Origin of the sequence: Rhodococcus sp. TAF43 (assembly GCF_052113525.1) — a bacterium.
Lineage (GTDB): Bacteria > Actinomycetota > Actinomycetes > Mycobacteriales > Mycobacteriaceae > Prescottella.
In genome coordinates this window covers 79,871-102,605 of sequence record NZ_JBFRDL010000006.1, presented here as the reverse complement: position 1 = coordinate 102,605, position 22,735 = coordinate 79,871, and the positions used below count along the sequence as shown (strand labels likewise).

Below are 22,735 nucleotides of genomic sequence, written 5' to 3'. Positions count from 1 at the left end.
CATCCCTACCTCCCGAGGAGTACGTGATGGTGACACCCGACCGGAAGGCGGCGAAGCCCCGCTCCGGGCTGTTTCGGACCAAGTCGATCGAACAGTCGATTCTCGAGACCGACGAACCGGAGACCAAACTCCGCAAGGACCTGACCGCGTGGGACCTGACGGTGTTCGGAGTCGCGGTCGTGATCGGCGCCGGCATCTTCACCTTGACGGCCCGCACCGCCGGCAACGTTGCGGGACCCTCGGTGTCGCTCGCGTTCGCCTTCGCCGCAGTCTCGTGCGCACTGGCCGCGCTGTGTTACGCCGAGTTCGCGTCGACCGTGCCCGTCGCGGGCAGTGCATATACCTTCTCGTACGCGACATTCGGTGAGTTCGTCGCGTGGATCATCGGCTGGGATCTCATCCTCGAGTTCGCGCTCGCGGCCTCGGTGGTTGCGAAGGGCTGGTCGCTGTATCTCGGTGAGGTCCTCGGAAGTGCCACGCCGATCGTGCATGTCGGGTCGCTGAAGATCGACTGGGGTGCGGTCCTGATCGTCGCGGTCATCACGGTGCTGTTGGCGACGGGCACGAAGTTGTCGTCGCGGGTCTCGGCGGTGATCACCGCGATCAAGGTGGCGGTCGTGCTCTTCGTGGTGGTGGTCGGGGCCTTCTTCATCAAGGCCTCCAACTACTCGCCCTACATTCCGCCGTCCGAGTCCGGCTCCACCGGGGAGGGCATCCACCAGTCGCTGTTCTCGTACGTCACGGGCGCCGGTGGCAGCACGTTCGGTTGGTACGGCCTGCTCGCCGCCGCCAGTCTGGTGTTCTTCGCGTTCATCGGTTTCGACGTGGTCGCGACCACCGCGGAGGAGACCAAGGATCCGCAGACCGCCTTGCCGCGAGGCATTCTCGGCTCGCTCGCGATCGTGACGGTGCTGTACGTGGCGGTCTCGCTCGTGCTCACCGGGATGGTGAACTACACCGAACTGGCGGGCGACAACTCCACGCTCGCGACGGCGTTCGCACTCAACGGAATGGACTGGGCCAAGAACCTCATCTCGTTCGGCGCGCTGGCGGGCCTCACGACGGTGGTGATGGTCCTGATGCTGGGGCAGACACGCGTGTTGTTCGCGATGTCCCGCGACGGCCTGATGCCCCGGTCGCTCGCGCCCACCGGCAAGCACGGGACGCCGGTGCGGATCACGGTGCTCGTCGGCGTCATCGTCGGACTCCTCGCGGCCTTCTTCCCGATCGGCACGCTCGAGGAGATGGTGAACATCGGCACGCTGTTCGCGTTCGTGTTGGTGTCGATCGGCGTCGTGGTGCTGCGGCGGACCCGTCCCGACCTGCCGCGCGGATTCCGGGTGCCCCTCGTGCCGCTGGTCCCGATCCTCGCGGTCATCGCGTGCGTGTGGCTCATGGTGAATCTGTCGGTAGAGACGTGGCTGCGGTTCGTCGTCTGGATGGCGATCGGCGTGGTCGTGTACTTCGCCTACAGTCGCCGGCACTCGATGCTGAGCATCCGTGCCCGTGCGGCGAAAAGCGACACCACCTGATCGTTTTACAAATCGACGTGATTGTCTAGACGTCATACGTATCGACGCGTATCGTCCATTTCATGGTGATCCTGCTCATAGTGGGCGGGCTCGTGGAAGGGGACGTCGATGGCGACGCATGCGACCGCGGACGCTGGGGTCTGGCGGGACAAGAAGCGTTATCTGTGGCTACTGGGGCTCATCCCGCCCACCGCGATCTTCCTGGCGCTGGGCTTGGTGTGGCTGACGAACCGGGTGGGTCTGGAGGCGGTGGCGCCCATCTGGTGGTGGATCGGTCCGCTGCTGGTGTACGTGCTACTGCCGATCCTCGACCTGGCCTTCGGTGCGGACGGGCAGAACCCGCCGGACGAGGTGATGGAGCAACTCGAGAACGACCGGTACTACCGCTGGTGTACCTACGCCTACATCCCGCTGCAGATCGTGACGGTGGTGGTCGCCTGTTACCTGTGGTCGGCCGACGATCTGAGCTGGCTCGGTATCGACGGCGGGCTGGGGCTGGTGTCGAAGATCGGCCTGGCCATCAGTGTCGGGTGTGTGGCCGGCATCGGAATCAACACCGCGCACGAGCTGGGGCACAAGAAGGACGATCTCGAGCGGTGGCTGTCGAAGATCACCCTCGCGCAGTCCTTCTACGGACACTTCTACATCGAGCACAACCGTGGCCATCACGTCCGGGTCGCAACGCCGGAGGATCCCGCGAGTTCCCGCCTGGGCGAAAGCTTCTGGGCCTTCCTGCCGCGCAGCGTTTGGGGGAGTCTGCGGTCGTCCTGGGCGCTGGAGAAGGTTCGTTTGGAACGGCTCGGCAAGGGGCCGTGGACGATTCGCAACGACGTCCTCAACGCCTGGTTGATGTCGGTCGTGCTCTTCGGCGCGATGATCGCGATCTTCGGTTGGGAGGTGGCCCCGTTCCTGTTGCTGCAGGCGGTGTTCGGATTCTCCCTGCTCGAGACGGTGAACTATCTCGAGCACTACGGCCTGCTCCGGCAGCGCACCGACAGTGGACGTTACGAGCGCTGCACGCCGGCGCACAGCTGGAACAGCGATCACATCTGCACCAACATCTTCCTCTACCACCTGCAGCGGCACAGCGATCACCACGCGAACCCGACACGGCGCTATCAGACGTTGCGCAGCATGGACATTGCGCCGAACCTGCCCAGCGGGTACGCGAGCATGATCATGCTCGCGTACGTGCCGCCGCTGTGGCGGGCGGTGATGGATCGCCGCGTGCTCGCGCACTACGACGGCGACGTCACGCGGGTCAACCTGCAGCCGGCCAAGCGTGAGAAGTTGCTGGCGCGGCACGGAGCGGGCGGAGGCCGGGCATGAGTGCGTTTCGGTGTCCCGTGTGCGGGTTCGTGTTCGACGAGTCCGTCGGCGCCCCGCGGGAGGGATTCCCGGCCGGCACGGCGTGGGATTCGGTGCCGGACGATTGGTGCTGCCCCGACTGCGGTGTCCGCGAGAAGATCGATTTCGAGCCCGTAGGAGGGTGATCGTGAACGAGTACAAGCTCTACCAGTGCGCACAGTGCGGATTCGAGTACGACGAGGCGGAGGGCTGGCCCGACGAGGGCATCGCCCCCGGCACGCGCTGGGGGGACATCCCCGACGACTGGCGTTGCCCGGACTGCGGGGCGGCGAAGGAGGACTTCTTCATGGTCGAGGTCGAGCGGAGCTGAGCCGTGTGCCGGTCGAGCGGAGCTGAGCCGTGTGCCGGTCGAGCGCAGCCGAGCAGTGTCACTAGGGTCGGTGGCATGACCGAGTCGCAACCCCGCGTGCCCTATCAGGAGGCCTCGCGGCTGCTGCTGCGCGAGTCGATCCTCGGCGCCGTCCACGACCTGCTGCTCGAGCGGGACTGGTCGAAGGTGACGATGACCGATGTCGCCGCGGTCGCCGGGATCAGTCGGCAGACGCTGTACAACGAGTTCGGGTCGCGTCAGGGGCTCGCGGAGGGGTATGCGCTGCAATTGGTCGACCGGTTCGTCGATGCGGTGGCGTCGGCGGTGTACGCGCACGTCGGGGATGCCCGCGCGGCCCTCGTGGACGGGTTCGCCGCGTTCTTCCAGGCGAGCGCCGAGGACCCGCTGGTGTGCTCGTTGCGGACCGGTGCCGCCAAACCGGACCTGCTGCGGATCGTCACGACCGACAGCGCCCCGCTCATCGAGCGGGCGTCGGGGCGTCTGGCGGAGACGTTCCGGCGGAGTTGGATTCAGGCGTCCGAGGCCGATTCGGTGATCTTGGCGCGGGGTGTCGTACGAGTCGCGCTGAGTTACGTTTCGATGCCTCCCGCGTCCGATGGTGACGATGCGCGTGACCTTGCCGCGCTGCTGGCCCCGTTCGTGGACGTCGTCGCACACGTGTGACGGGGTACGGCACGTCCCCGGGTGGGATCGGTACCCGATAACCTGGGTGTCATTCCAGACAGCGAACAGGAGAGACACATGACGTCCTCAGTTTCAGCGGCGCCCGTGGCCGAGCACCGTAACGGTATCGATTTCAAGGTGGCGGATCTGTCGCTCGCCGAGTTCGGACGCAAGGAGATCCGGCTGGCCGAGCACGAGATGCCGGGTCTGATGGCACTGCGTCGTGAGTACGCAGACGTGTTGCCGCTCAAGGGCGCTCGCGTGTCCGGCTCGCTGCACATGACCATCCAGACCGCGGTCCTGATCGAGACGCTGGTCGCTCTCGGTGCTGAAGTTCGATGGGCGTCGTGCAACATCTTCTCGACGCAGGATCACGCGGCCGCGGCCGTCGTCGTCGGCCCGCACGGCACCGTCGAGGAGCCCAAGGGCGTCCCCGTGTTCGCATGGAAGGGCGAGACCCTCGAGGAGTACTGGTGGGCGGCTGAGCAGATGCTCACATGGCCCGGTACCACCGCCAACATGATCCTCGACGACGGTGGTGACGCGACGATGCTGGTGCTGCGCGGTGCACAGTACGAGAAGGCCGGCGTCGTCCCGCCCACCGACGACGAGCACGACTCGGACGAGTACAAGGTGTTCCTGGCGCTGCTGCGCAAGTCGCTCGAGGCCGACGGCGGCAAGTGGACGGCCATCGCGGAGAACGTCAAGGGCGTCACCGAGGAGACCACCACCGGCGTGCTGCGGCTGTACCAGTTCGCCGCCGCGGGTGAGCTGGCGTTCCCGGCCATCAACGTCAACGACTCGGTCACCAAGAGCAAGTTCGACAACAAGTACGGCACCCGCCACTCGCTGCTCGACGGCATCAACCGCGGCACCGACGTGCTGATCGGTGGCAAGGCTGCGCTGGTGTGCGGCTACGGCGACGTCGGCAAGGGCTGCGCCGAGGCGCTGCGCGGCCAGGGCGCCCGCGTCACGGTCACCGAGGTCGACCCGATCAACGCCCTCCAGGCGCTGATGGACGGCTTCAACGTCAAGACCGTCGAGGAGTTCATCGGCGAGGCCGACATCGTGATCACCGCGACCGGCAACAAGGACATCATCTCCTTCGAGCACATGAAGCAGATGAAGCACCAGGCCATCCTCGGCAACATCGGTCACTTCGACAACGAGATCGACATGGCCGGCCTCGAGCGCGCCGCCGACGTCACCCGCGTCAACATCAAGCCGCAGGTCGACGAGTTCACCTTCGCCGACGGCCACAGCATCATCGTGCTGTCCGAGGGGCGCCTGCTGAACCTGGGCAACGCCACCGGCCACCCGTCGTTCGTGATGTCGAACTCGTTCGCGAACCAGACGATCGCGCAGATCGAGCTGTGGACCAAGCCGGACGAGTACGACAACGAGGTCTACCGCCTGCCCAAGCACCTCGACGAGAAGGTCGCGAAGATCCACGTCGAGGCGCTCGGTGGCTCGATCACCAAGCTGACCAAGGATCAGGCCGAGTACATCGGCGTCGACGTCGAGGGCCCGTWCAAGCCGGAGCACTACCGCTACTGACCCGAGTCGTAGGACCGCGTCGGTCGCACTGACGACGGTGGCCGGGGATCGTGACACGATCCCCGGCCACTGCTGTTCGCCCCGGATGATCCGGACAGCGCTGTGACGGCCCTCGCAGGGCCGGATCCGCGGGCGCGGCCGCGGGCACCGATAGGCTCGGCGATCGTGGGAACTCTGATCGCCCTGGAAGGGCTCGACGGTGCCGGCAAGCGGACACTGGTCGGAAAGGTCGTCACGCTGCTCGAGCAGGACGGTCTGACGGTCGCAACGCTGGATTTCCCGCGCTACGGTGCGTCGATCCATGCCGATCTCGCGTCGGAGGCGCTCAAGGGGGAGCACGGCGACCTGAGCGAGTCGGTCCACGCGATGGCGGTGATGTTCGCGCTCGACCGTGCCGGTGCCGCACCGCAACTGCGGGATCTGGTCGCCCGCCACGACGTGGTGATCCTGGACCGCTACGTCGCCTCCAACGCGGCGTACGGCGCGGCCCGGCTACACCAGCACGGGGACGGCGAGTTCGTCACCTGGATCGAAGAGCTCGAGTTCGACCGATTGGGTCTGCCACGGCCGGACCTGCAGATGTACCTCGACGTGCCCGTGGCGCTCGCGGAGGAACGGGCGCGTCGGCGCGAGGCCGCGGACAGTTCGCGCGCGCTGGACGCCTACGAGAAGGACAGCGGCCTGCAGGCTCGCACGGGGGAGGTGTACCGGGAGCTGGCCGCCGCGGACTGGAACTCGCCGTGGTTGTCCGTCGCGCCCGATGTGGATCCGGGCACTCTCGCCGATAAACTGGCACTCTTGCATAAGCGGCGCGGCGCGGCCCAGTAATACCGGGCGGTCCGTGACGGCAACATTGAGCGGCACGCCGCGGCAGTGAACGCGCCTTTCCGCATTTAGCAGCCTCAGAGATGTAACGATAGGGATATGAAGCCAAGGATTCTGGTTGTCGACGATGACACGGCGCTCGCCGAGATGCTCACCATCGTGCTCCGCGGTGAGGGATTCGAACCCTTCGTGGTCGGTGACGGCAGCCAGGCGTTGTCGGCCGTTCGTGAGACCCGACCGGATCTGGTGCTCCTCGACCTCATGCTGCCGGGCATGAACGGTATCGACGTGTGCCGGGTGCTGCGGGCCGAATCGGGTGTCCCGATCGTCATGCTCACCGCCAAGACGGACACGGTCGACGTCGTCCTGGGCCTCGAGTCCGGCGCGGACGACTACATCATGAAGCCGTTCAAGCCGAAGGAACTGGTTGCCCGGGTGCGCGCTCGCCTGCGCCGCACGGAGGAGGAGCCGGCCGAGGTCCTGAGCATCGGCGACATCATGATCGATGTGCCGGCGCACAAGGTGACCCGCGACAACGCGCTCATCTCGCTCACGCCGCTCGAGTTCGACCTGCTGGTCGCCCTCGCACGCAAGCCGCGGCAGGTGTTCACCCGTGAGGTCCTGCTCGAGCAGGTCTGGGGATACCGTCACGCGGCGGACACCCGACTGGTGAACGTGCACGTGCAGCGTCTGCGCGCCAAGGTCGAGAAGGATCCCGAGAATCCCGAGGTGGTGCTTACCGTCAGGGGGGTCGGCTACAAGGCCGGACCGCCGTGATCGGTGCCCGCCGGAACCGGCGGCGAGCCAGCCGGGCTTTCTCGCCGCTGATCCGCTGGTGTCGAGCGTGCGGCAACTGGCTTGCCCACGCATGGCGCCGGTCTTTGCAGCTCCGCGTCGTCGTGTCGACGTTGTCGCTGTCGCTGATCGTGATCACGATTCTGGGTGTGGTGTTGACCAGCCAGATCACCGATCGGCTCCTCGAGGCGAAGATCACCGCCGCCACCGAGGAACTCGATCGTGCGCGCAGCACGGTCGAGGCGCAGCTCTCCGGCGCCGACGACAGCGGCTCGCTCCAGGTGCGGCTCGACGCTGCCCGCCTGGCGCTCACGAACCGCCAGCCCGACGGTGGTCAGACGTCCGGATCCGCAGGTACCTTCGATCCGGTGCTCATCGTGCCAGGGGACGGCCCACGGGAACCGACCACGAGCGGGCCGGCGAACCAGATCCCGGCGAGCCTGCGCGACTTCGTTCGCGCCAACCAGATCAGCTACCAGTTCGCGACGGTGTCCGACCCCAACGGGTACTCGGGTCCGGCGCTGATCATCGGCAGCCCCACGGCGTCGGACATCTCGACTCTCGAGCTGTACCTCGTGTTCCCCCTCGCCAGCGAGGACCGCAGCCTGTCCCTGGTGCGGGGCACGATGCTGATCGGTGGTGCGGTGCTGGCGGTGCTGCTCGCCGCGATCTCCATGCTCGTCGCACGCCAGGTCGTCATGCCGATCCGGTCGGCGTCCCGGATCGCGGTGCGGTTCGCGGACGGCCGGCTCAAGGAACGCATGCCGGTTCGCGGCGAGGACGACATGGCCCGGCTCGCGATGTCGTTCAACGAGATGGCCGAGAGTCTGTCGAAGCAGATCACGCAGCTCGAGGAGTTCGGCAATCTGCAGAAACGGTTCACGTCGGACGTGAGCCACGAGCTGCGCACCCCGCTCACCACGGTCCGGATGGCCGCGGACCTGATCCACGACAGCAGCGACGAGCTCGACCCCATCCTGAAGCGGTCGTCCGAGCTGCTCGTCGCGGAGCTGGACCGGTTCGAGAGCCTGCTCGGGGACCTGCTCGAGATCTCCCGGCACGACGCCGGTGTCGCGGAGCTGGCGGCCGAACAACTGGACCTGCGGATGTGTGCGCGTGCGGCGGTCTCGACCGTTCGCCACCTCGCGAAGGAGACCTCGACGGAACTGATCGTGGATCTGCCGGACGAGGCAGTGATCGCGGAGGTCGATCCGCGCCGTGTGGAGCGCATCCTGCGGAACCTGCTCGCGAACGCGATCGACCACGGCGAGGGCAAGCCCGTCCTGTTGCGGTTGCGGGCCGACGACGACGCGGCCGCCTTCATCGTCCGCGACCAGGGTGTGGGACTGCGCCCTGGGGAGGAGAAGTTGGTGTTCAACCGGTTCTGGCGGTCGGACCCGTCCCGCGTCCGGCGTTCCGGCGGAACCGGGCTGGGCCTGGCGATCAGCGTGGAGGACGCGAACCTGCACAACGGCACGCTCGAGGCGTGGGGCGAACCCGGCGAGGGCGCGTGCTTCCGCCTGACGTTGCCGCGTGTGCGCGGGCGCAAGGTCACCCGGAGCCCGCTCCCGCTGAAGCCGTCGACCAAGAAGCTCGTCCAGGGACAACCGCTGCCTCCGACCAAGCCCGAACCTGAGCCCGCGGCCGCGTCGTCGGCCGGTGACGAGATGGCGCCCGCCGGGTCGGGCGCTGCCCAGTCGGCGACGCAGCCGGTTGAGCGGCCTCCCCGGCAGCTGGACCCGGACGAGTCCCCGACGGTGCCCCGGGTGCGGGAGCGTGAGTCGTGACCGGCATTCGGGTGCGCCACGGCAGGCGCTCCCGGACGCTAGTGGCCGCGGCGTCGCTGGCCGCGCTGCTGCTCGGCACGGCGGGCTGTGCGAATCTGCCGGACTCGTCGACACCGCAGGCGATCGGGACCATCGAGCGTGCGCCGGTCAGTACGAGCGTGGAGGCCCCGGCGCCCGGACGCGAGCCGGATCTGCTGTTGCGGGATTTCGTCAAAGCCAGCACCGACCCGGCCAATCGGCATCTTGCCGCCCGGCAGTACCTGACCAAGGACATGTCGGCGCGGTGGGACGATGCCGCGAGCGCGACGATCGTCGACAAGATCGATCTCATCCTCGAGTCACGCACCGCCGACCGCGCGGTCTACACGATTCGCGCCAACCGGGTGGGCCAGCTCGAACCGGGCGGTTTGTACCAGGCGCAGGAGGGCACGTTCGAGGCCAAGTTCAGCTGGGCCAAGGTGGACGGTGAATGGCGGATCGACGATCTGCCCAACGGCGTGATCATGGACCGTCCCCAGTTCCTCAATTCGTATCAGCGCAAATCGTTGTACTTCCTCGATCCGACGGCTCAGACGGTCGTCCCCGACCCTCGCTGGATCGCGGCGAGCCCGGACCAGATGGTCACGCAGCTGATCGGTCTCCTCATCGACGGTCCCAAACCGTCGCTGGCCGGTGCGGTGCGAAACGAACTGGGTTCGGGGGTCTCCGTGCTCGGCACCATCACCAAGGCCGACGGCCGAGCCTCCCAGGTCGGGGTGGGGCTGGGCGGTGTGAGCGTCGACTTCCAGGGCCTCGGGCGGATGAACACGCAGTCGCGCGAACTCCTTGCCGCGCAGGTGGTCTGGACGTTGGCAAACGCCGACGTCTCCGGTCCGTACGTCCTGTTGGCCGACGGCCAGCCGCTCGACGAGCGGTACCCCGAAGGATGGACGACGGCGGACGTGGCGTCGCTCAATCCGCTCGCGACGACCAGCGCGACCGTCGGCCTCCACGCGCTGCGCGGCGGCGGGCTGGCCTCCGTGAACGACGGGGTCGTCGCGCCGGTCCCCGGGTACTTCGGTGCGTCGGACAATCTCCGGTCGATCGCGTTGTCGCGGGACGGCACGCTCACGGCCGCGGTGGCCGAGACACGCCGGCCGGCGCCGGAGCCGCAGACCGCGCTGGTCGTGGGGACCTACGACGGAAACGTGGCGACCGCGCTCGAGGCGCAGTCGATCACCCGGCCGTCGTGGGCGTTCGACGGCTCCACCGTGTGGGCCGCCGTCAACGGCTCGACCGTCGTGCGGGTGGTTCGCGAGACCGGAACGGGAAAGCTCACGACGATGAACGTCGAGACCGGCGCGATCAATGCGATCGGCGGGCCGATCACCGAGCTGCGGCTGTCCCGCGACGGGGTCCGGGCGGCGTTGATCGTCGACGGCAAGGTCTATGTGGCGACGGTGATGCAGCAGCCGGACGGCGAGTTCTCGCTCACCAATCCACGCGCCATCGCGCACGGTCTCGGCAGTCCCGCGGTGTCGCTCGACTGGAGCACCGGGGACACGGTGGTCGTGGCCCGTTCGGGTTCGGACGTGCCGGTCGTGCAGCTGGCCGTCGACGGTTCGCGGATGGACTCGCTGCCGAGCCGCAACCTCACCTCGCCGGTGGTGGCGGTGGACGCGTCGTCGACCACCGAGTTCGTCGCGGACTCGCGAGCGGTGTTCCAGCTCAACAACAACGACCCGGCCGGCGACCGGTACTGGCGTGAGGTTCCGGGCCTGACCGGGACGAATGCGGTCCCGGTGCTGCCGGGCTGACCCCGCCGCCGTCGGTGCTCGAGGGTGTCTGCCGGTGCCTGTCGGCGCTTGTCGGGGGCACGGGGCACACTCCCGGCATGCGCGCGCTCCTCGACCTGGTCCTCCCCGCCGAGTGCGGGGGTTGCGGTGAACCCGGTTCGGGGTGGTGCGACCGGTGCAGGCGCACCCTGTCCGACGACCCGGTGGCGGTGCATCCTCGGGTGGATCCCGGCGTCCCGGTGTGGGCGCTGGGACCGTATGCGGGTCCACGGCGGCGTGCGGTGATCGCGGCGAAGGAACGGGGTCGGCGAGATCTCGCAGCCCCGCTGGGCGCTGCGCTCGCGGACGCGGTCGACACGCTGCGGCGCTGGGGCGAGTTGGATCCGCCGCAGCTGGCGCCGCTGGTGCTCGTTCCGGCCCCGACGCGGGCCCGCACGGCGCGCACCCGTGGTGGAGACCCGGTGCTGCGGTCCACGCAGGCCGCCGCGCGTCTGCTGGAGACCGGTTGCCACGTCTGTCCGGCGCTGTCGATGCGACGTGGTGTGCGTGACTCCGTCGGGCTGTCGGCGGCGCAGCGGCAGGACAATCTGGCGGGCCGGATTTGCGTGTCCGCTTCCCGTCGCGACGAGATCGTCAGGCTCGGTTGCATGGGTGCCGAGGTCGTTCTCGTGGACGACGTCGTCACCACCGGGGCAACCTCGGCGGAGGCGGTTCGGGTTCTCGAATCGGAAGGTGTGCAGGTCGGGGCGGTATTGGTTGTCGCCGCGGCCTGATCGGACAATTCCGGCGGCGATCCCGGGCGGATATCGCGACGGCTTCCGGAGGCTTGCGCGGTCCGTCCGAGTCCTTCCGGGGGCTTCTCTGGGCGCGACGAATTCGCGGGATCGGGACAGATGTCACAGACGACACACCGGTGAAATATGGCTGAACAGTGGCACACGGAGCGGTTACGTACTAGCGTCGCGTTCACACCCGAAGTCACAGGTGGGAGGTGATATTTCACGTTCTGAGCCGGGTGGTTCCCCGCCCGGTCGAGATCGAACTCGCCGGTCTCCATCAATGTGAGCCGGCCGTTTATCGGGAGGTACGAGTGACGACCCCTACGCAAGCCTCGGTTTTCGTCGACGAAGACACCGCAAACGCGGAGGCTCCAAGTACTACGGGCGCGAACAACGCCGAAATCGTCGTCAAAGGACGCAACGTGGAAGTGCCGGATCATTTCCGGGTCTACGTTTCCGAGAAGCTCGCACGACTCGAGCGTTTCGATCCCACCATCTTCCACTTCGACGTGGAACTCCAGCACGAACGTAATCGCCGACAGGCGAAGAGTTGCCAGCGAGTCGAGATCACGGCTCGCGGCAAGGGCCCTGTCGCCCGCGCCGAAGCGAGCGCGGACAGTTTCTACGCGGCATTCGAATCCGTGACTGCCAAACTGGAAAGTCGATTGCGTCGAACCAAGGATCGCCGCAAGGTCCACTACGGAGAGAAGACTCCCGTCTCCGTCGCGCAGGCTACAGCCGCGCTGGCACAGGACGACTCGCTGGCGATCGATCGCGATTTGTCCCTGGACGGCGAGGCTCCGCCCGGTCCGGGTCAGATCGTGCGCACGAAGGTCCACTCCGCCGAGCCGATGACCGTCGACGACGCGCTGTACGAGATGGAGCTGGTCGGGCACGACTTCTATCTGTTCCACKACAAGGAGACCGATCGGCCTTCTGTCGTGTATCGACGCCACGCGTTCGACTACGGGTTGATACGTCTGGCGTGACGTCGCGGACGGTCGGTCTACTCGCCCGACCGTGATTGCGCATACCATGGGATCCGGCTGGGGTCACCCGACCTCGGCCGGATTCCGTTTGTCATTACCTGACACCGAGGATTGAGGACAAAGAGGACCGTGCCGTCACTGTCGCTATCGAAGCTGCTCCGTGTAGGTGAAGGTCGCATGGTCAAGCGGCTCAAGCACATCGCCGACCATGTCTCCTCCCTCTCTCCCGAGGTCGAGAAGCTGTCCGACGAACAACTCCGGGCCAAGACCGACGAATTCCGGAAGCGTTACGCCGACGGCGAGACGCTCGACGAGATGCTGCCCGAGGCATTCTCCGTGGCCCGGGAGGCCGCGAGCCGCGTGCTCGGCCAGCGCCACTTCGACGTCCAGGTCATGGGTGGCGCGGCGCTGCACTTCGGCAACGTCGCCGAGATGAAGACCGGCGAGGGCAAGACCCTGACCTGTGTGCTGCCGGCGTACCTCAATGCGATCTCCAGTGACGGCGTGCACGTCGTCACCGTCAACGACTACCTCGCCAAGCGCGACTCGGAGTGGATGGGCCGTGTCCACCGCTTCCTGGGTCTCGAGGTCGACGTGATCCTGTCCGGGATGACTCCCGCGCAGCGTCGCAAGGCGTACGCCGCCGACATCACCTACGGCACCAACAACGAGTTCGGTTTCGACTACCTGCGCGACAACATGACGCACAGCCTCGACGACCTTGTCCAGCGTGGCCACAACTTCGCCGTCGTCGACGAGGTCGACTCGATCCTCATCGACGAGGCCCGCACCCCGCTCATCATCTCGGGTCCGGCCGACGCGTCCAGCAAGTGGTACAGCGAGTTCGCGCGGATCGCGCCGCTGCTCAAGAAGGACGTCCACTACGAGGTCGACATCCGCAAGCGCACCATCGGCGTGCACGAGGCCGGTGTGGAGTTCGTCGAGGACCAGCTCGGTATCGACAACCTGTACGAGGCCGCGAACTCGCCGCTGGTGAGCTACCTCAACAACGCCATCAAGGCGAAGGAGCTCTACCAGCGGGACAAGGACTACATCGTCCGCGACGGCGAGGTCATCATCGTCGACGAGTTCACCGGCCGTGTGCTGGTGGGCCGCCGCTACAACGAGGGCATGCACCAGGCGMTCGARGCCAAGGAGAAGGTCGAGATCAAGGCCGAGAACCAGACCCTCGCCWCGATCACGYTSCAGAACTACTTCCGCCTGTACGACCGGCTGTCGGGCATGACCGGTACGGCCGAGACCGAGGCCGCCGAGCTGCACCAGACCTACGGCCTGGGCGTCATCCCGATCCCGACCAACCGTCCGCTGATCCGTGTCGACAACGGCGACCTGATCTACAAGAGCGAAGAGGCCAAGTTCGACGCCGTCGTCGACGATGTCGTCGAGCGGCACCAGAACGGCCAGCCGGTCCTGATCGGTACCACCAGCGTCGAGCGCTCGGAATACCTGTCGAAGCAGTTCACCAAGCGCGGCGTGGTCCACAGCGTGCTCAACGCCAAGTTCCACGAGCAGGAGGCGACGATCGTCGCCGAGGCCGGACGCTCCGGCGCCGTGACCGTGGCGACCAACATGGCGGGTCGTGGCACCGACGTCGTGCTGGGCGGCAACCCCGACATCATCGCCGACCTGGTGCTGCGCAAGCAGGGCCTCGACCCGGTGCACAACCCGGACGAGTACGAGGCGGCGTGGGAGGGCGTCCTCGACAAGGTCAAGGCCGAGGTCAAGGCGGACGCGGAGAAGGTTCGCGCCGCCGGCGGCCTGTACGTGCTCGGCACCGAGCGGCACGAGTCGCGTCGTATCGACAACCAGCTGCGTGGTCGTTCCGGCCGTCAGGGCGATCCCGGTGAGTCGCGCTTCTACCTGTCGCTCGGCGACGAACTGATGCGGCGCTTCAACGGTGCGGCGCTCGAGTCGATCATGACGCGCCTGAACCTGCCCGACGACGTCCCGATCGAGGCCAAGATGGTCTCGAAGGCGATCAAGAGCGCACAGACGCAGGTCGAGCAGCAGAACTTCGAGATCCGCAAGAACGTCCTCAAGTACGACGAGGTGATGAACCAGCAGCGCACCGTCATCTACGAGGAGCGCCGCCGCATCCTCGAAGGCGAGGATCTCGAGGGCCAGGTCGAGTCGATGATCACGGACGTGGTCACCGCGTACGTCAACGGCGCCACCGCCGAGGGGTATGTCGAGGACTGGGATCTGGACCAGCTCTGGACGGCCCTGAAGACGCTGTACCCGGTCGGAATCGACTACAAGGAGCTCGTAGGCGCGGCCGAGGCCGGGGAGTCGGACCTGGGCCGGGAGGAGCTGCTCGAGGCGTTGCTGGAGGACGCCAGGGACGCGTACGCCAAGCGTGAGCAGCAGATTGACGAGATCGCCGGCGCGAACGGAATGCGTGAGCTCGAACGCCGCGTGCTGCTGTCCGTGCTGGACCGCAAGTGGCGTGAGCACCTCTACGAGATGGACTACCTCAAGGAGGGCATCGGCCTGCGCGCGATGGCGCAGCGCGATCCGCTGGTCGAGTACCAGCGCGAGGGCTACGACATGTTCATCGCGATGCTCGAAGGCCTCAAGGAAGAGTCCGTCGGGTTCCTGTTCAACCTCCAGGTGGAGGCCGGCACCCCGCAGGGCGGCGGCTCCCCGGTGAGCGTCACCGCGGCCTCGGCGGCAGCCACCGCGGGTGGCGGGCCCTCGCTCGCCAAGCAGCAGGCGCAGCCGCTCCCGTCCCAGCAGGCAGCCCAGGACGCGGCCCGTTCGGCGGCCCCGTCAGCGCTCAAGGCGAAGGGGCTCGACGAGATGCAGCCGCGTGGGCTCACCTTCTCCGGTCCCGCCGAAGACGGTAGCGCCCAGGTCAGTCGCTCTGCGGACGAGCAGGACGGGGCCCCGGGCACGCGCCGCGAGCGCCGCGAGGCCGCCCGCCAGGATTCGAAGGCGAAGAAGGCCCCGCGCTCCAAGCGCAAGCGCTGACGCTGACCTCAGGCGATTCGCAGTGACGTGATCGCCCAACCGGCCGGGTGTCTGCTGTTGCCGCGTTCGATACGCGCGGCAACAGCGAACACCCGGCCGCCGCGGTTGTAGGTGCCGAACACCTCGAACGCCTCGAACACCTCGGTCGCGGCCGTGTGGACCCGTTGCACGCGGACGCGCGCGAGGGTGGCCGTACCCAGTCGGCTGCCGACCGGGGCCGACCGCACGAGCGCGTGGACGAGATCCAGCACGGTCGGGGTGACGATCGAGCGCAGCTGGGCCGGGGCGCGGCGGCGGTCGAGGACCTCGAGGGTCAGGCGCAGCGCGCTCTCCGCGAACTGTCGCGCGTCGGGCGACGCGACCGAATCCGGTGCCGCGGACGGGGCGCGGCGTGGTGACCGGCCGTCGTGGGGTGAGCGCTGTGCGGACCGGACGGATGCGGACCGCGGCGCAGGCGAGCACGCCGAAGAGCCCGGGGCATCGGATGTCGGTGGTTCGAACTGCGGTGCACGGGACAGGAACCGGTGCGGTGCGGACATGATCTGGCCTCTCCGGTATCGCGCGGTCGCCGGGAAGCGGCGGGAGCCGATACGCAATGTCGACAGGTGCTGCTACAGGTCGACTCCGCGGAGAGGTACGGAATCTGGCGGACAGCATGGCACGTTCGATTCCGAAAAGCGAGGGGGTGCGCGCGATCGGTTTCGGTCCGACTCGTGTTGTCCGTGTCGCCTGTGTCGCCAGCGGGGGCGGCGAGTTCTAGGGTGAGCGTGTGCGCGGACTGGTGTTGGACTTCGGCGGGGTGCTGGCGGGTCCCGGCGCGGACGCGGACCTGATGGCCCGCGTCGTGGGTGACGCGCGTCGACGGGGAATCCGCACCGCGATCCTCAGCAACGATCCCGGCGGTCCGGGGGCACAGGGACTGCGCGACCTGGCGGGCCCGTTCGTGGACGAGGTCGTGCTGTCCGGTGACGTGGGAATGGCGAAGCCGAACCGGCGGATCTACGAATTGACCGCGGCTCGGCTCGGGCTCGATCCCCTCGAGTGCGTCTTCGTCGACGACCTCGTGGGGAACGTGCGCGCGGCGGCCGCGGCGGGCATGGTGGGGGTGCACCACGTCGACCCGTCGGCGGCGGTGGAAGAGATTGCGATTCTTCTCGATTCGGGAATCTGCCCGGAATCGGACGGTGGGGATCCGGCGGGCGAGGATCTCCGGGGCAGGGGGCGATAGGTGGCCAGGGCGACCAGACTGACGACGCAGGACGCGTCGTTCTACTTTCTCGACGCGAGCAACACGCCGATGCATCTGGGTTCACTCGCGATCCTCCAGCTACCCGAGTCGGGTCTCGAGTTCGAGGCCGTGCTCCGGCTGATCGAGAGTCGCCTGCACCTGGTGCCGCGGTATCGGCAGAAGGTTCGGGAGGTCGCGTTCGGGCTGGCCCGGCCGGTGTGGGTCGACGACCCGGACTTCGACATCACCTACCACGTCCGACGCTCCGCGGTGCCGTCTCCGGGAACGGACGAACAGCTGCACGACCTGGTGGCGCGACTGGTCTCGCGGCCGTTGGACACGACTCGGCCGCTGTGGGAGATGTACGTCGTCGAAGGATTGGCCGACAACCGGTGTGCGGTGTTCACGAAGTCGCATTCGGCGTTGGTCGACGGCGAGACGGCCCTCGAGATGAGTCAGGTGATCCTCGACGAGGACGCCGCGCCCGTGGTCGCGAGTGACGATCTGTGGATGCCGGAGCCGGCGCCGGGGGAGCCGGCGCTGGTCGCCGCGGCCCTCGCCCAACTCGTCTCCCGGCCCGGCGATGGGTTTGCAACCCTGCGAATGACGTTGGGGGACATGGCATCGGTAGTGGACGAGGCGGTCGACGTGGTCGGCAAGCTCGCCACCCTGGCGCGCACGGCGGCGCAGCCGGCGCCGTCGAGCCCGCTGAATGCCCCGATCTCCCGCAACCGCCGGTTCGCCGTGGCGCGCACCGATCTCGAGCGCTACCGCAAGATCCGCGCCCGCTACGGATGCTCGATCAACGACGTGGTCCTGACCGTGGTCGCGGGTGCGATGCGGAATTGGCTCCTGGCCCGCGGTGAGCCGGTATCGGAGGCCACCACCCTGCGCGTGCTGGCCCCGATGTCCATCTGCGAGGCGCGACCGGGTACCAACGGTGCGAGCGTGATCGACGTGTGCGACGACGGCGAGGTCGGTGCGCCGCACGGTCGGACGTCGTCGTTCCTGGTGGATCTGCCGGTCGGTGAGCCCAATCCGGTCGTCCGGCTCTCACACGTCGCGCACGCGACGGAGGCGTTCGGGCGGCAGAGTCGGCCGGTGACGGCCCGGACGATGATCCGGTTGTCCGGGTTCGCGCCCGCGTCCCTGCACGCCCGCGGCGCCCGGGCGGCGAGCAGCCTGTCGCAGCGGATGTTCAACCTCATGGTCACCAACGCGCCGGGACCGCAGATCCCGCTCTATCTGGCCGGGATGCGGATGGTCGAGATGTATCCCGTGTCGCCGCTGCTGAAGAATCAGACCCTGAGCATTGCGTTGACGTCGTACGACGGCCACGTCTACTACGGTTTGAATGCGGATCGCGACGCCATGGCCGACGTGGATGTGGTCGCCGCGTCGTTGCACGAGTCTCTCGAGGAGTTGGTGGAAGCCAGTGGCTGAGTCGGAATCGCGGTCGGTACGGACGCAAGTGACCGGAGGTCGGGCGTGAGGGTCTACATTCCCGCGACCATCCCGATGCTGCGGCAACTGGTTGCCGAGCGGGAGTTCTCCCCGGTGAGCCGGACCGCGTTCGCGGTCACGCCGGCACTGCGGGAGGCGTACAACTCCGGCGACGACGAGGAGCTCGCCGAGGTGGCGATGGCGGAGGCCGCGCGGGCATCGCTGCGGTTGATCGCGGCCGCCACGCCGGACGAGGACGAGCGCGAGGGCGGTGACGGCGGCGAGGCTGGCGAGGTCGCGCCCATGTCGCGCCGCGCGGTGATCGCGGCCGACGTCGACGACGTCAAGCTGCGCCCCGATCTCGACGACGCGGTGGTCCGTCTGGCCGACGTTCTCACGCTGTCCCAGGTCGCGTCGGTGCACGTCGATCTGGCGGAGGCGGAGTCCGACATCGCGAAGGCCGCGCAGGTGGTCGACGCTGCCGATCTCGGCGACCCGGACGCGGAGTTCGTGCTCGGCGACGCAGAGGATCACGAGCTCGCGTGGTACGCGACGCAGGAGTTGCCGTTCCTGCTCGAGCTACTCTGACCGGCGGCGGACCCGCCCGACGAGTCGTTAGCGCGCCTTACTACTCGGCCGTAACTTACGCCACCGTAGCCTCATGCCCTACGCTGGCCGTACGCTCGAAGTGCGAGATGGAGGTCGGATGGGACTGAAGAGCTGGATCGAGGCGCCGGCGGCAAGGGTCGCAGGCTCGAACCGGTCCGTGGCGAACGTGGTGCGCGGTGCCGTCACCCGGTTGACCACGCCGTTGCTTCCCGACGACTACCTGCACCTGGTGAACCCCTTGTGGTCCGCGCGTGAACTGCGCGGACGCATCGTCGAGGTCCGGCCCGAGACGGCCGATTCGGCGACGCTGGTGATCAAGCCGGGGTGGGGCTTCGACTTCGCATACCAGCCCGGTCAGTACGTCGGCATCGGCATCCACGTTGACGGACGGTGGCACTGGCGGTCCTACTCGCTCACGTCGGCTCCCAATGTCGACCACAAGCTGATCTCGATCACCGTGAAGGCGATGCCCGAGGGCTTCCTGTCGAGTCACCTGGTGACGGGTGTGCCGTCGGGGACGATCGTGCGCCTGGCCGCGCCGACCGGAAACTTCGCGTTGCCGGAGCCGCCGCCGGAGAAGATCCTGTTCCTCACCGCGGGCAGTGGCATCACCCCGGTGATGTCGATGCTGCGGACGATGAGCCGGCGCGGGGAACTGCCCGACGTCGTCCACATCCACTCGGCACCCACCGAGGACGCGGTCATGTTCGGCGACGAGCTCGCGGAGCTGCAGAAGGACTACCCGTCGTTCGGTTGCCACGTCCGGCACACGCGGTCCGAGGGCAAGTTCGCGCTGTCCGAGCTGGACGAGGTGTGCCCGGACTGGCGCGAGCGACAGACGTGGGCGTGTGGGCCCCTCGGGATGCTCGATGACATCGAGAAGACCTGGGAGCAGGAGGGCATCACGCCGAACCTGCACCTGGAGCGGTTCGCCGTGTCCCGGGCCGATCTGTCCGGCGAGGGCGGCACCGTCACGTTCGACCGGTCGGAGAAGTCGATCGAGGTGGACGGCGCCACCACACTGCTCGAGGCGGGCGAGAAGGCCGGCGTGCTGATGCCGTTCGGCTGCCGCATGGGTATCTGCCAGACCTGCGTGGTCCCGCTCGCATCGGGTCACGCCGTGGACCTGCGCAACGGTAAGGAACATGCCGAGGGGGAGCGCATCCAGACCTGCATCTCGGCCGCGGCCGGCGATTGCACGCTCGAGGTCTGAGGTCTCGTGTGATCCGGACGGCAGCCGGGCCGACAGGTGTCCGGTTTCCCGTATCGTTGTACCCAGTGCCTGTGCGGTACCCAGTGCCTTGCGTCGATGGCCGACGCCGGTGATCTGATCTATATATCCAACGGAGGACCTCGGTGGCCATCACGGACATCAAAGAGTTCGCCCACCTCACCGACGCCGATATCGAAGCCCTCGGGCGAGAATTGGATGCGATTCGTCGCGATGTCGAGGAGTCTCGGGGCGTACGGGATGCCCGCTACATTCGGAGCACGATCCGGCTGCAGCGTTCCCTCGAGCTGGGCGGACGGGCGGTCCTGTTCGGCAGCCGTCATCGGCCGGCCTGGGTGGTGGGGACGACGCTGCTCACGCTCGCCAAGTGCATCGAGAACATGGAACTCGGGCACAACGTCACCCACGGCCAGTGGGACTGGATGAACGATCCGGAGATCCACTCCACGACGTGGGAGTGGGACATGACGGGTCCCTCGGAACACTGGAAGCGCGCACACAACTACACCCACCACACGTACACCAACATCGTGGGCATGGACGACGACGTGGGATTCGGCATCCTCCGGATGACGCGCGACGAGAAGTGGCGCCCGATCAACCTGCTGCAGCCGATCGCGAACGTGATCCTGGCGGCGACGTTCGAGTGGGGCATTGCGCTGCACGACCTGTCGGCGCAGAAGGAACTCGAGGGCGTCGACCCCAAGCATTGGAATTCGGGACCGAACAAGCAGTTCGCGGTCAAGATCGTCCGTCAGGTCGGCAAGGATTTCGTGCTGTTCCCCGCGCTGACGGGTCGGGCGTGGAAGCACACCCTTGCCGCGAACACGACCGCGAACTTCCTGCGCAACTTGTGGGCGTACGCGGTGATCTTCTGCGGGCACTTCCCGGACGGCGCCGAGAAGTTCACCGTCGAACAGTTCGAGAACGAGACGCGGGCGCAGTGGTACCTGAGGCAGATGCTCGGCAGCGCCAACATCGACGCCGGTCCGGTGATGGCGTTCATGACCGGCAACCTGAGCTATCAGATCGAACATCACCTGTTCCCGGACCTGCCGTCCAACCGGTACTCCGAGATCGCGGTGCGGGTGCGGGCGCTGTGCAACAAGTACGACCTGCCGTACACCTCCGGTCCGCTCAGCCGTCAGTACCTCCTGGCACTGCGCACGATCCACAAGCTCGCGTTGCCGGATCGTTTCCTCAAGCGGACATCGGACGATGCACCGGAGACGTCGTCGGAGCACAAGTTCCGGCTCAGCGGCTCGCGGATCGCCGAGGCGCTGCGGGTCGACGAGGAGACCGGGCAGCACCGTGGCCTGCTGTCGGCGCTGCGTGCTCATGCCGAGGCGCGGGTGGGGCGGCGTCGCGCAAGGCGATGAAAGTGATCTACCTCACAGTCACTTCGCGTTAACCTACGGTCTCGTAACTTACGGTACGGTAGGCCTCGTGGCGATTACCGACATCAAGGAGTACGCGCATCTGACGGATGCGGACGTCGAGGCGCTCGGTCGCGAACTCGACGCGATCCGTCGCGATGTCGAGGACTCCCGTGGCGAGCGCGATGCGCGCTACATCCGTAATACCATCCGACTGCAGCGTGGACTCGAGATCGGCGGGCGCGCAGTGTTGTTCGGCAGCCGCAAGCGTCCCCTGTGGGTGCTCGGTGCCGGCATGCTGGGCGTCGCGAAGATCATCGAGAACATGGAGCTCGGGCACAACGTGATGCACGGGCAGTGGGACTGGATGAACGATCCGGAAGTCCACTCCTCGAGCTGGGAGTGGGACAACGCCGACCCGTCGGCGCACTGGAAGCAGACCCACAACTACCTGCACCACAAGTACACGAACATCCTGGGCATGGACGACGACGTGGGCTACGGCCTGCTGCGCGTCACCCGTGACCAGCGCTGGAAGCCGTTCAACTACGGCAACCTCGCGTACAACGCGATCCTCGCGCTCCTGTTCGAGTACGGCATCGCGATCCAGCTGCTCGAGCTCGGGAAGGTCGCGGCCGGACGCGACGACCGCGAGCTCACCAAGCGGAACGCGAAAGAGGTCGGCGCCAAGATCGCCAAGCAGGCCGTCAAGGACTACGTGATCTACCCGGCCCTCACCGGGAAGGCATGGAAGACGACCCTCACCGCGAACCTCACGGCCGGCGTCATCCGCAACCTGTGGACCAACGCGGTGATCTTCTGCGGGCACTTCCCTGACGGCGCCGAGAAGTTCACGAAGGCCGACGTCGACAAGGAGACGAAGGCCGAGTGGTACCTGCGGCAGATGCTCGGCAGCGCCAACATCTCCGGCGGTCCCGTCATGGACTTCATGACCGGCAACCTCAGCTACCAGATCGAGCACCACATCTACCCGGACCTGCCGTCCAACCGGTACGCCGAGATCGCGGTCAAGGTGCGGGCGCTGTGCGAGAAGTACGACCTCCCGTACACCACCGGCCCGCTGCCGGTGCAGTACCTCAAGTCGTGGCGCACCATCGCCAAGCTGTCGCTGCCGAACAAGTACCTCAAGGACACGTCCGATGACGCGCCCGAGACGGCGTCGGAGCGCAAGTTCGGCGGCAACGCCGTCCCCACCGTCGACCCGCTCACCGGTCGCCGTCGCGGACTGCACTCGGCCATCAAGGCGTCGAGGAAGCGTCGCGGCCTGCGCGCGCTGCTGTCGCGCTAGAGATCGCTCTCCGACCCGGACTACCGCTGTGGCCCGCACCGAATCGGTGCGGGCCACAGCGGTATTGTGGACCGTTTCCTGGACCGTGGGTCACCCGCGGTGGGAGAGTGGTGACGGAGAGCCTGTTCGACATCGTCTCGTGAACGG

20 protein-coding genes are annotated in these 22,735 nt (G+C 67.3%); 19 read left to right on the top strand and 1 reads right to left on the bottom strand.

Annotated elements, in window-relative coordinates:
* Positions 1–26: 26 nt before the first annotated feature.
* The 13 genes from AB4Z09_RS06300 to secA all read left to right on the top strand — a co-directional run bounded on the left by AB4Z09_RS06300 (position 27) and on the right by secA (position 15,392).
* Positions 27–1,532 (top strand): amino acid permease, encoded by a 1,506-nt coding sequence (locus AB4Z09_RS06300; RefSeq protein ID WP_174911954.1) that lies wholly within the window; start codon positions 27–29, stop codon positions 1,530–1,532.
* A 108-nt stretch (positions 1,533–1,640) separates the two neighbouring features.
* Positions 1,641–2,861 carry an alkane 1-monooxygenase gene (locus AB4Z09_RS06295; protein ID WP_174911951.1) on the top strand — a complete coding sequence of 407 codons (1,221 nt, stop codon included), beginning with the start codon at positions 1,641–1,643 and terminating at the stop codon, positions 2,859–2,861.
* Positions 2,858–3,025, top strand: coding sequence for a rubredoxin (locus AB4Z09_RS06290; protein WP_174911949.1), 168 nt, complete (start codon positions 2,858–2,860; stop codon positions 3,023–3,025). The genes AB4Z09_RS06295 and AB4Z09_RS06290 overlap by 4 nt, the downstream gene beginning before the upstream one ends.
* Positions 3,026–3,027: 2 nt before the next feature.
* Entirely contained in the window at positions 3,028–3,210 is a 183-nt protein-coding gene (locus AB4Z09_RS06285; protein ID WP_174911946.1) for a rubredoxin, read from the top strand.
* A 75-nt stretch (positions 3,211–3,285) separates the two neighbouring features.
* Entirely contained in the window at positions 3,286–3,894 is a 609-nt protein-coding gene (locus AB4Z09_RS06280) for a TetR family transcriptional regulator (protein ID WP_174911944.1), read from the top strand.
* A 78-nt stretch (positions 3,895–3,972) separates the two neighbouring features.
* Positions 3,973–5,451 (top strand): adenosylhomocysteinase, encoded by a 1,479-nt coding sequence (gene ahcY, locus AB4Z09_RS06275; RefSeq protein WP_442239372.1) that lies wholly within the window; start codon positions 3,973–3,975, stop codon positions 5,449–5,451.
* A gap of 165 nt (positions 5,452–5,616) precedes the next feature.
* On the top strand, positions 5,617–6,279 hold the full coding sequence (locus AB4Z09_RS06270; protein WP_174911938.1) for a dTMP kinase: 663 nt from the start codon (positions 5,617–5,619) through the stop codon (positions 6,277–6,279).
* 96 nt (positions 6,280–6,375) lie between these two features.
* The gene (mtrA, locus tag AB4Z09_RS06265) at positions 6,376–7,053 is read left to right on the top strand and encodes an MtrAB system response regulator MtrA (RefSeq protein WP_114721928.1); all 678 of its coding nucleotides are present in this window, start codon (positions 6,376–6,378) and stop codon (positions 7,051–7,053) included.
* A complete protein-coding gene (gene mtrB, locus AB4Z09_RS06260; protein WP_114721929.1) occupies positions 7,050–8,858 on the top strand; it encodes an MtrAB system histidine kinase MtrB in 1,809 nt (602 codons plus the stop codon). The genes mtrA and mtrB overlap by 4 nt, the downstream gene beginning before the upstream one ends.
* A complete protein-coding gene (gene lpqB / locus AB4Z09_RS06255; protein ID WP_442239371.1) occupies positions 8,855–10,654 on the top strand; it encodes an MtrAB system accessory lipoprotein LpqB in 1,800 nt (599 codons plus the stop codon). The genes mtrB and lpqB overlap by 4 nt, the downstream gene beginning before the upstream one ends.
* A gap of 77 nt (positions 10,655–10,731) precedes the next feature.
* The gene (locus AB4Z09_RS06250) at positions 10,732–11,406 is read left to right on the top strand and encodes a ComF family protein (protein ID WP_114721930.1); all 675 of its coding nucleotides are present in this window, start codon (positions 10,732–10,734) and stop codon (positions 11,404–11,406) included.
* Positions 11,407–11,723: 317 nt separating this feature from the next.
* A complete protein-coding gene (gene hpf / locus AB4Z09_RS06245) occupies positions 11,724–12,401 on the top strand; it encodes a ribosome hibernation-promoting factor, HPF/YfiA family (protein ID WP_442239370.1) in 678 nt (225 codons plus the stop codon).
* Between the two features lie 177 nt (positions 12,402–12,578).
* Positions 12,579–15,392 carry a preprotein translocase subunit SecA gene (gene secA / locus AB4Z09_RS06240; protein ID WP_442239369.1) on the top strand — a complete coding sequence of 938 codons (2,814 nt, stop codon included), beginning with the start codon at positions 12,579–12,581 and terminating at the stop codon, positions 15,390–15,392.
* Between the two features lie 8 nt (positions 15,393–15,400).
* Here secA and AB4Z09_RS06235 read toward each other — a convergent pair whose 3' ends face one another.
* Positions 15,401–15,931, bottom strand: coding sequence for an Rv3235 family protein (locus tag AB4Z09_RS06235; RefSeq protein WP_442239368.1), 531 nt, complete (start codon positions 15,929–15,931; stop codon positions 15,401–15,403).
* Positions 15,932–16,161: 230 nt separating this feature from the next.
* Here AB4Z09_RS06235 and AB4Z09_RS06230 point away from each other — a divergent pair, with 230 nt between their 5' ends.
* The 6 genes from AB4Z09_RS06230 (at position 16,162) to AB4Z09_RS06205 (ending at position 22,588) form a co-directional block, all read left to right on the top strand.
* The gene (locus AB4Z09_RS06230; RefSeq protein ID WP_442239367.1) at positions 16,162–16,620 is read left to right on the top strand and encodes an HAD-IA family hydrolase; all 459 of its coding nucleotides are present in this window, start codon (positions 16,162–16,164) and stop codon (positions 16,618–16,620) included.
* Positions 16,621–16,689: 69 nt separating this feature from the next.
* Positions 16,690–18,063: a WS/DGAT/MGAT family O-acyltransferase gene (locus AB4Z09_RS06225; RefSeq protein ID WP_254623019.1), complete on the top strand. Its 1,374-nt coding sequence runs from the start codon at positions 16,690–16,692 to the stop codon at positions 18,061–18,063.
* Between the two features lie 75 nt (positions 18,064–18,138).
* Positions 18,139–18,651 carry a DUF6912 family protein gene (locus tag AB4Z09_RS06220; RefSeq protein WP_174914878.1) on the top strand — a complete coding sequence of 171 codons (513 nt, stop codon included), beginning with the start codon at positions 18,139–18,141 and terminating at the stop codon, positions 18,649–18,651.
* 118 nt (positions 18,652–18,769) lie between these two features.
* Positions 18,770–19,885 carry a ferredoxin reductase gene (locus tag AB4Z09_RS06215; RefSeq protein WP_114721937.1) on the top strand — a complete coding sequence of 372 codons (1,116 nt, stop codon included), beginning with the start codon at positions 18,770–18,772 and terminating at the stop codon, positions 19,883–19,885.
* A gap of 143 nt (positions 19,886–20,028) precedes the next feature.
* A complete protein-coding gene (locus tag AB4Z09_RS06210; protein WP_174911930.1) occupies positions 20,029–21,282 on the top strand; it encodes a fatty acid desaturase family protein in 1,254 nt (417 codons plus the stop codon).
* A 67-nt stretch (positions 21,283–21,349) separates the two neighbouring features.
* A complete protein-coding gene (locus AB4Z09_RS06205) occupies positions 21,350–22,588 on the top strand; it encodes a fatty acid desaturase family protein (protein WP_114721939.1) in 1,239 nt (412 codons plus the stop codon).
* The last annotated feature ends 147 nt before the right edge of the window (positions 22,589–22,735 follow it).

What these genes read in the sequence shown, in the direction of transcription:
- AB4Z09_RS06300 (WP_174911954.1), top strand. Translation starts at nt 27, where the DNA reads ATGGTGACACCCGACCGGAAGGCGGCGAAGCCCCGCTCCGGGCTGTTT.
- AB4Z09_RS06295 (WP_174911951.1), top strand. Translation starts at nt 1,641, where the DNA reads ATGGCGACGCATGCGACCGCGGACGCTGGGGTCTGGCGGGACAAGAAG.
- AB4Z09_RS06290 (WP_174911949.1), top strand. Translation starts at nt 2,858, where the DNA reads ATGAGTGCGTTTCGGTGTCCCGTGTGCGGGTTCGTGTTCGACGAGTCC.
- AB4Z09_RS06280 (WP_174911944.1), top strand. Translation starts at nt 3,286, where the DNA reads ATGACCGAGTCGCAACCCCGCGTGCCCTATCAGGAGGCCTCGCGGCTG.
- mtrA (WP_114721928.1), top strand. Translation starts at nt 6,376, where the DNA reads ATGAAGCCAAGGATTCTGGTTGTCGACGATGACACGGCGCTCGCCGAG.
- AB4Z09_RS06250 (WP_114721930.1), top strand. Translation starts at nt 10,732, where the DNA reads ATGCGCGCGCTCCTCGACCTGGTCCTCCCCGCCGAGTGCGGGGGTTGC.
- AB4Z09_RS06235 (WP_442239368.1), bottom strand. Translation starts at nt 15,931, where the DNA reads ATGTCCGCACCGCACCGGTTCCTGTCCCGTGCACCGCAGTTCGAACCA.
- AB4Z09_RS06225 (WP_254623019.1), top strand. Translation starts at nt 16,690, where the DNA reads ATGCATCTGGGTTCACTCGCGATCCTCCAGCTACCCGAGTCGGGTCTC.
- AB4Z09_RS06220 (WP_174914878.1), top strand. Translation starts at nt 18,139, where the DNA reads ATGCTGCGGCAACTGGTTGCCGAGCGGGAGTTCTCCCCGGTGAGCCGG.
- AB4Z09_RS06215 (WP_114721937.1), top strand. Translation starts at nt 18,770, where the DNA reads ATGGGACTGAAGAGCTGGATCGAGGCGCCGGCGGCAAGGGTCGCAGGC.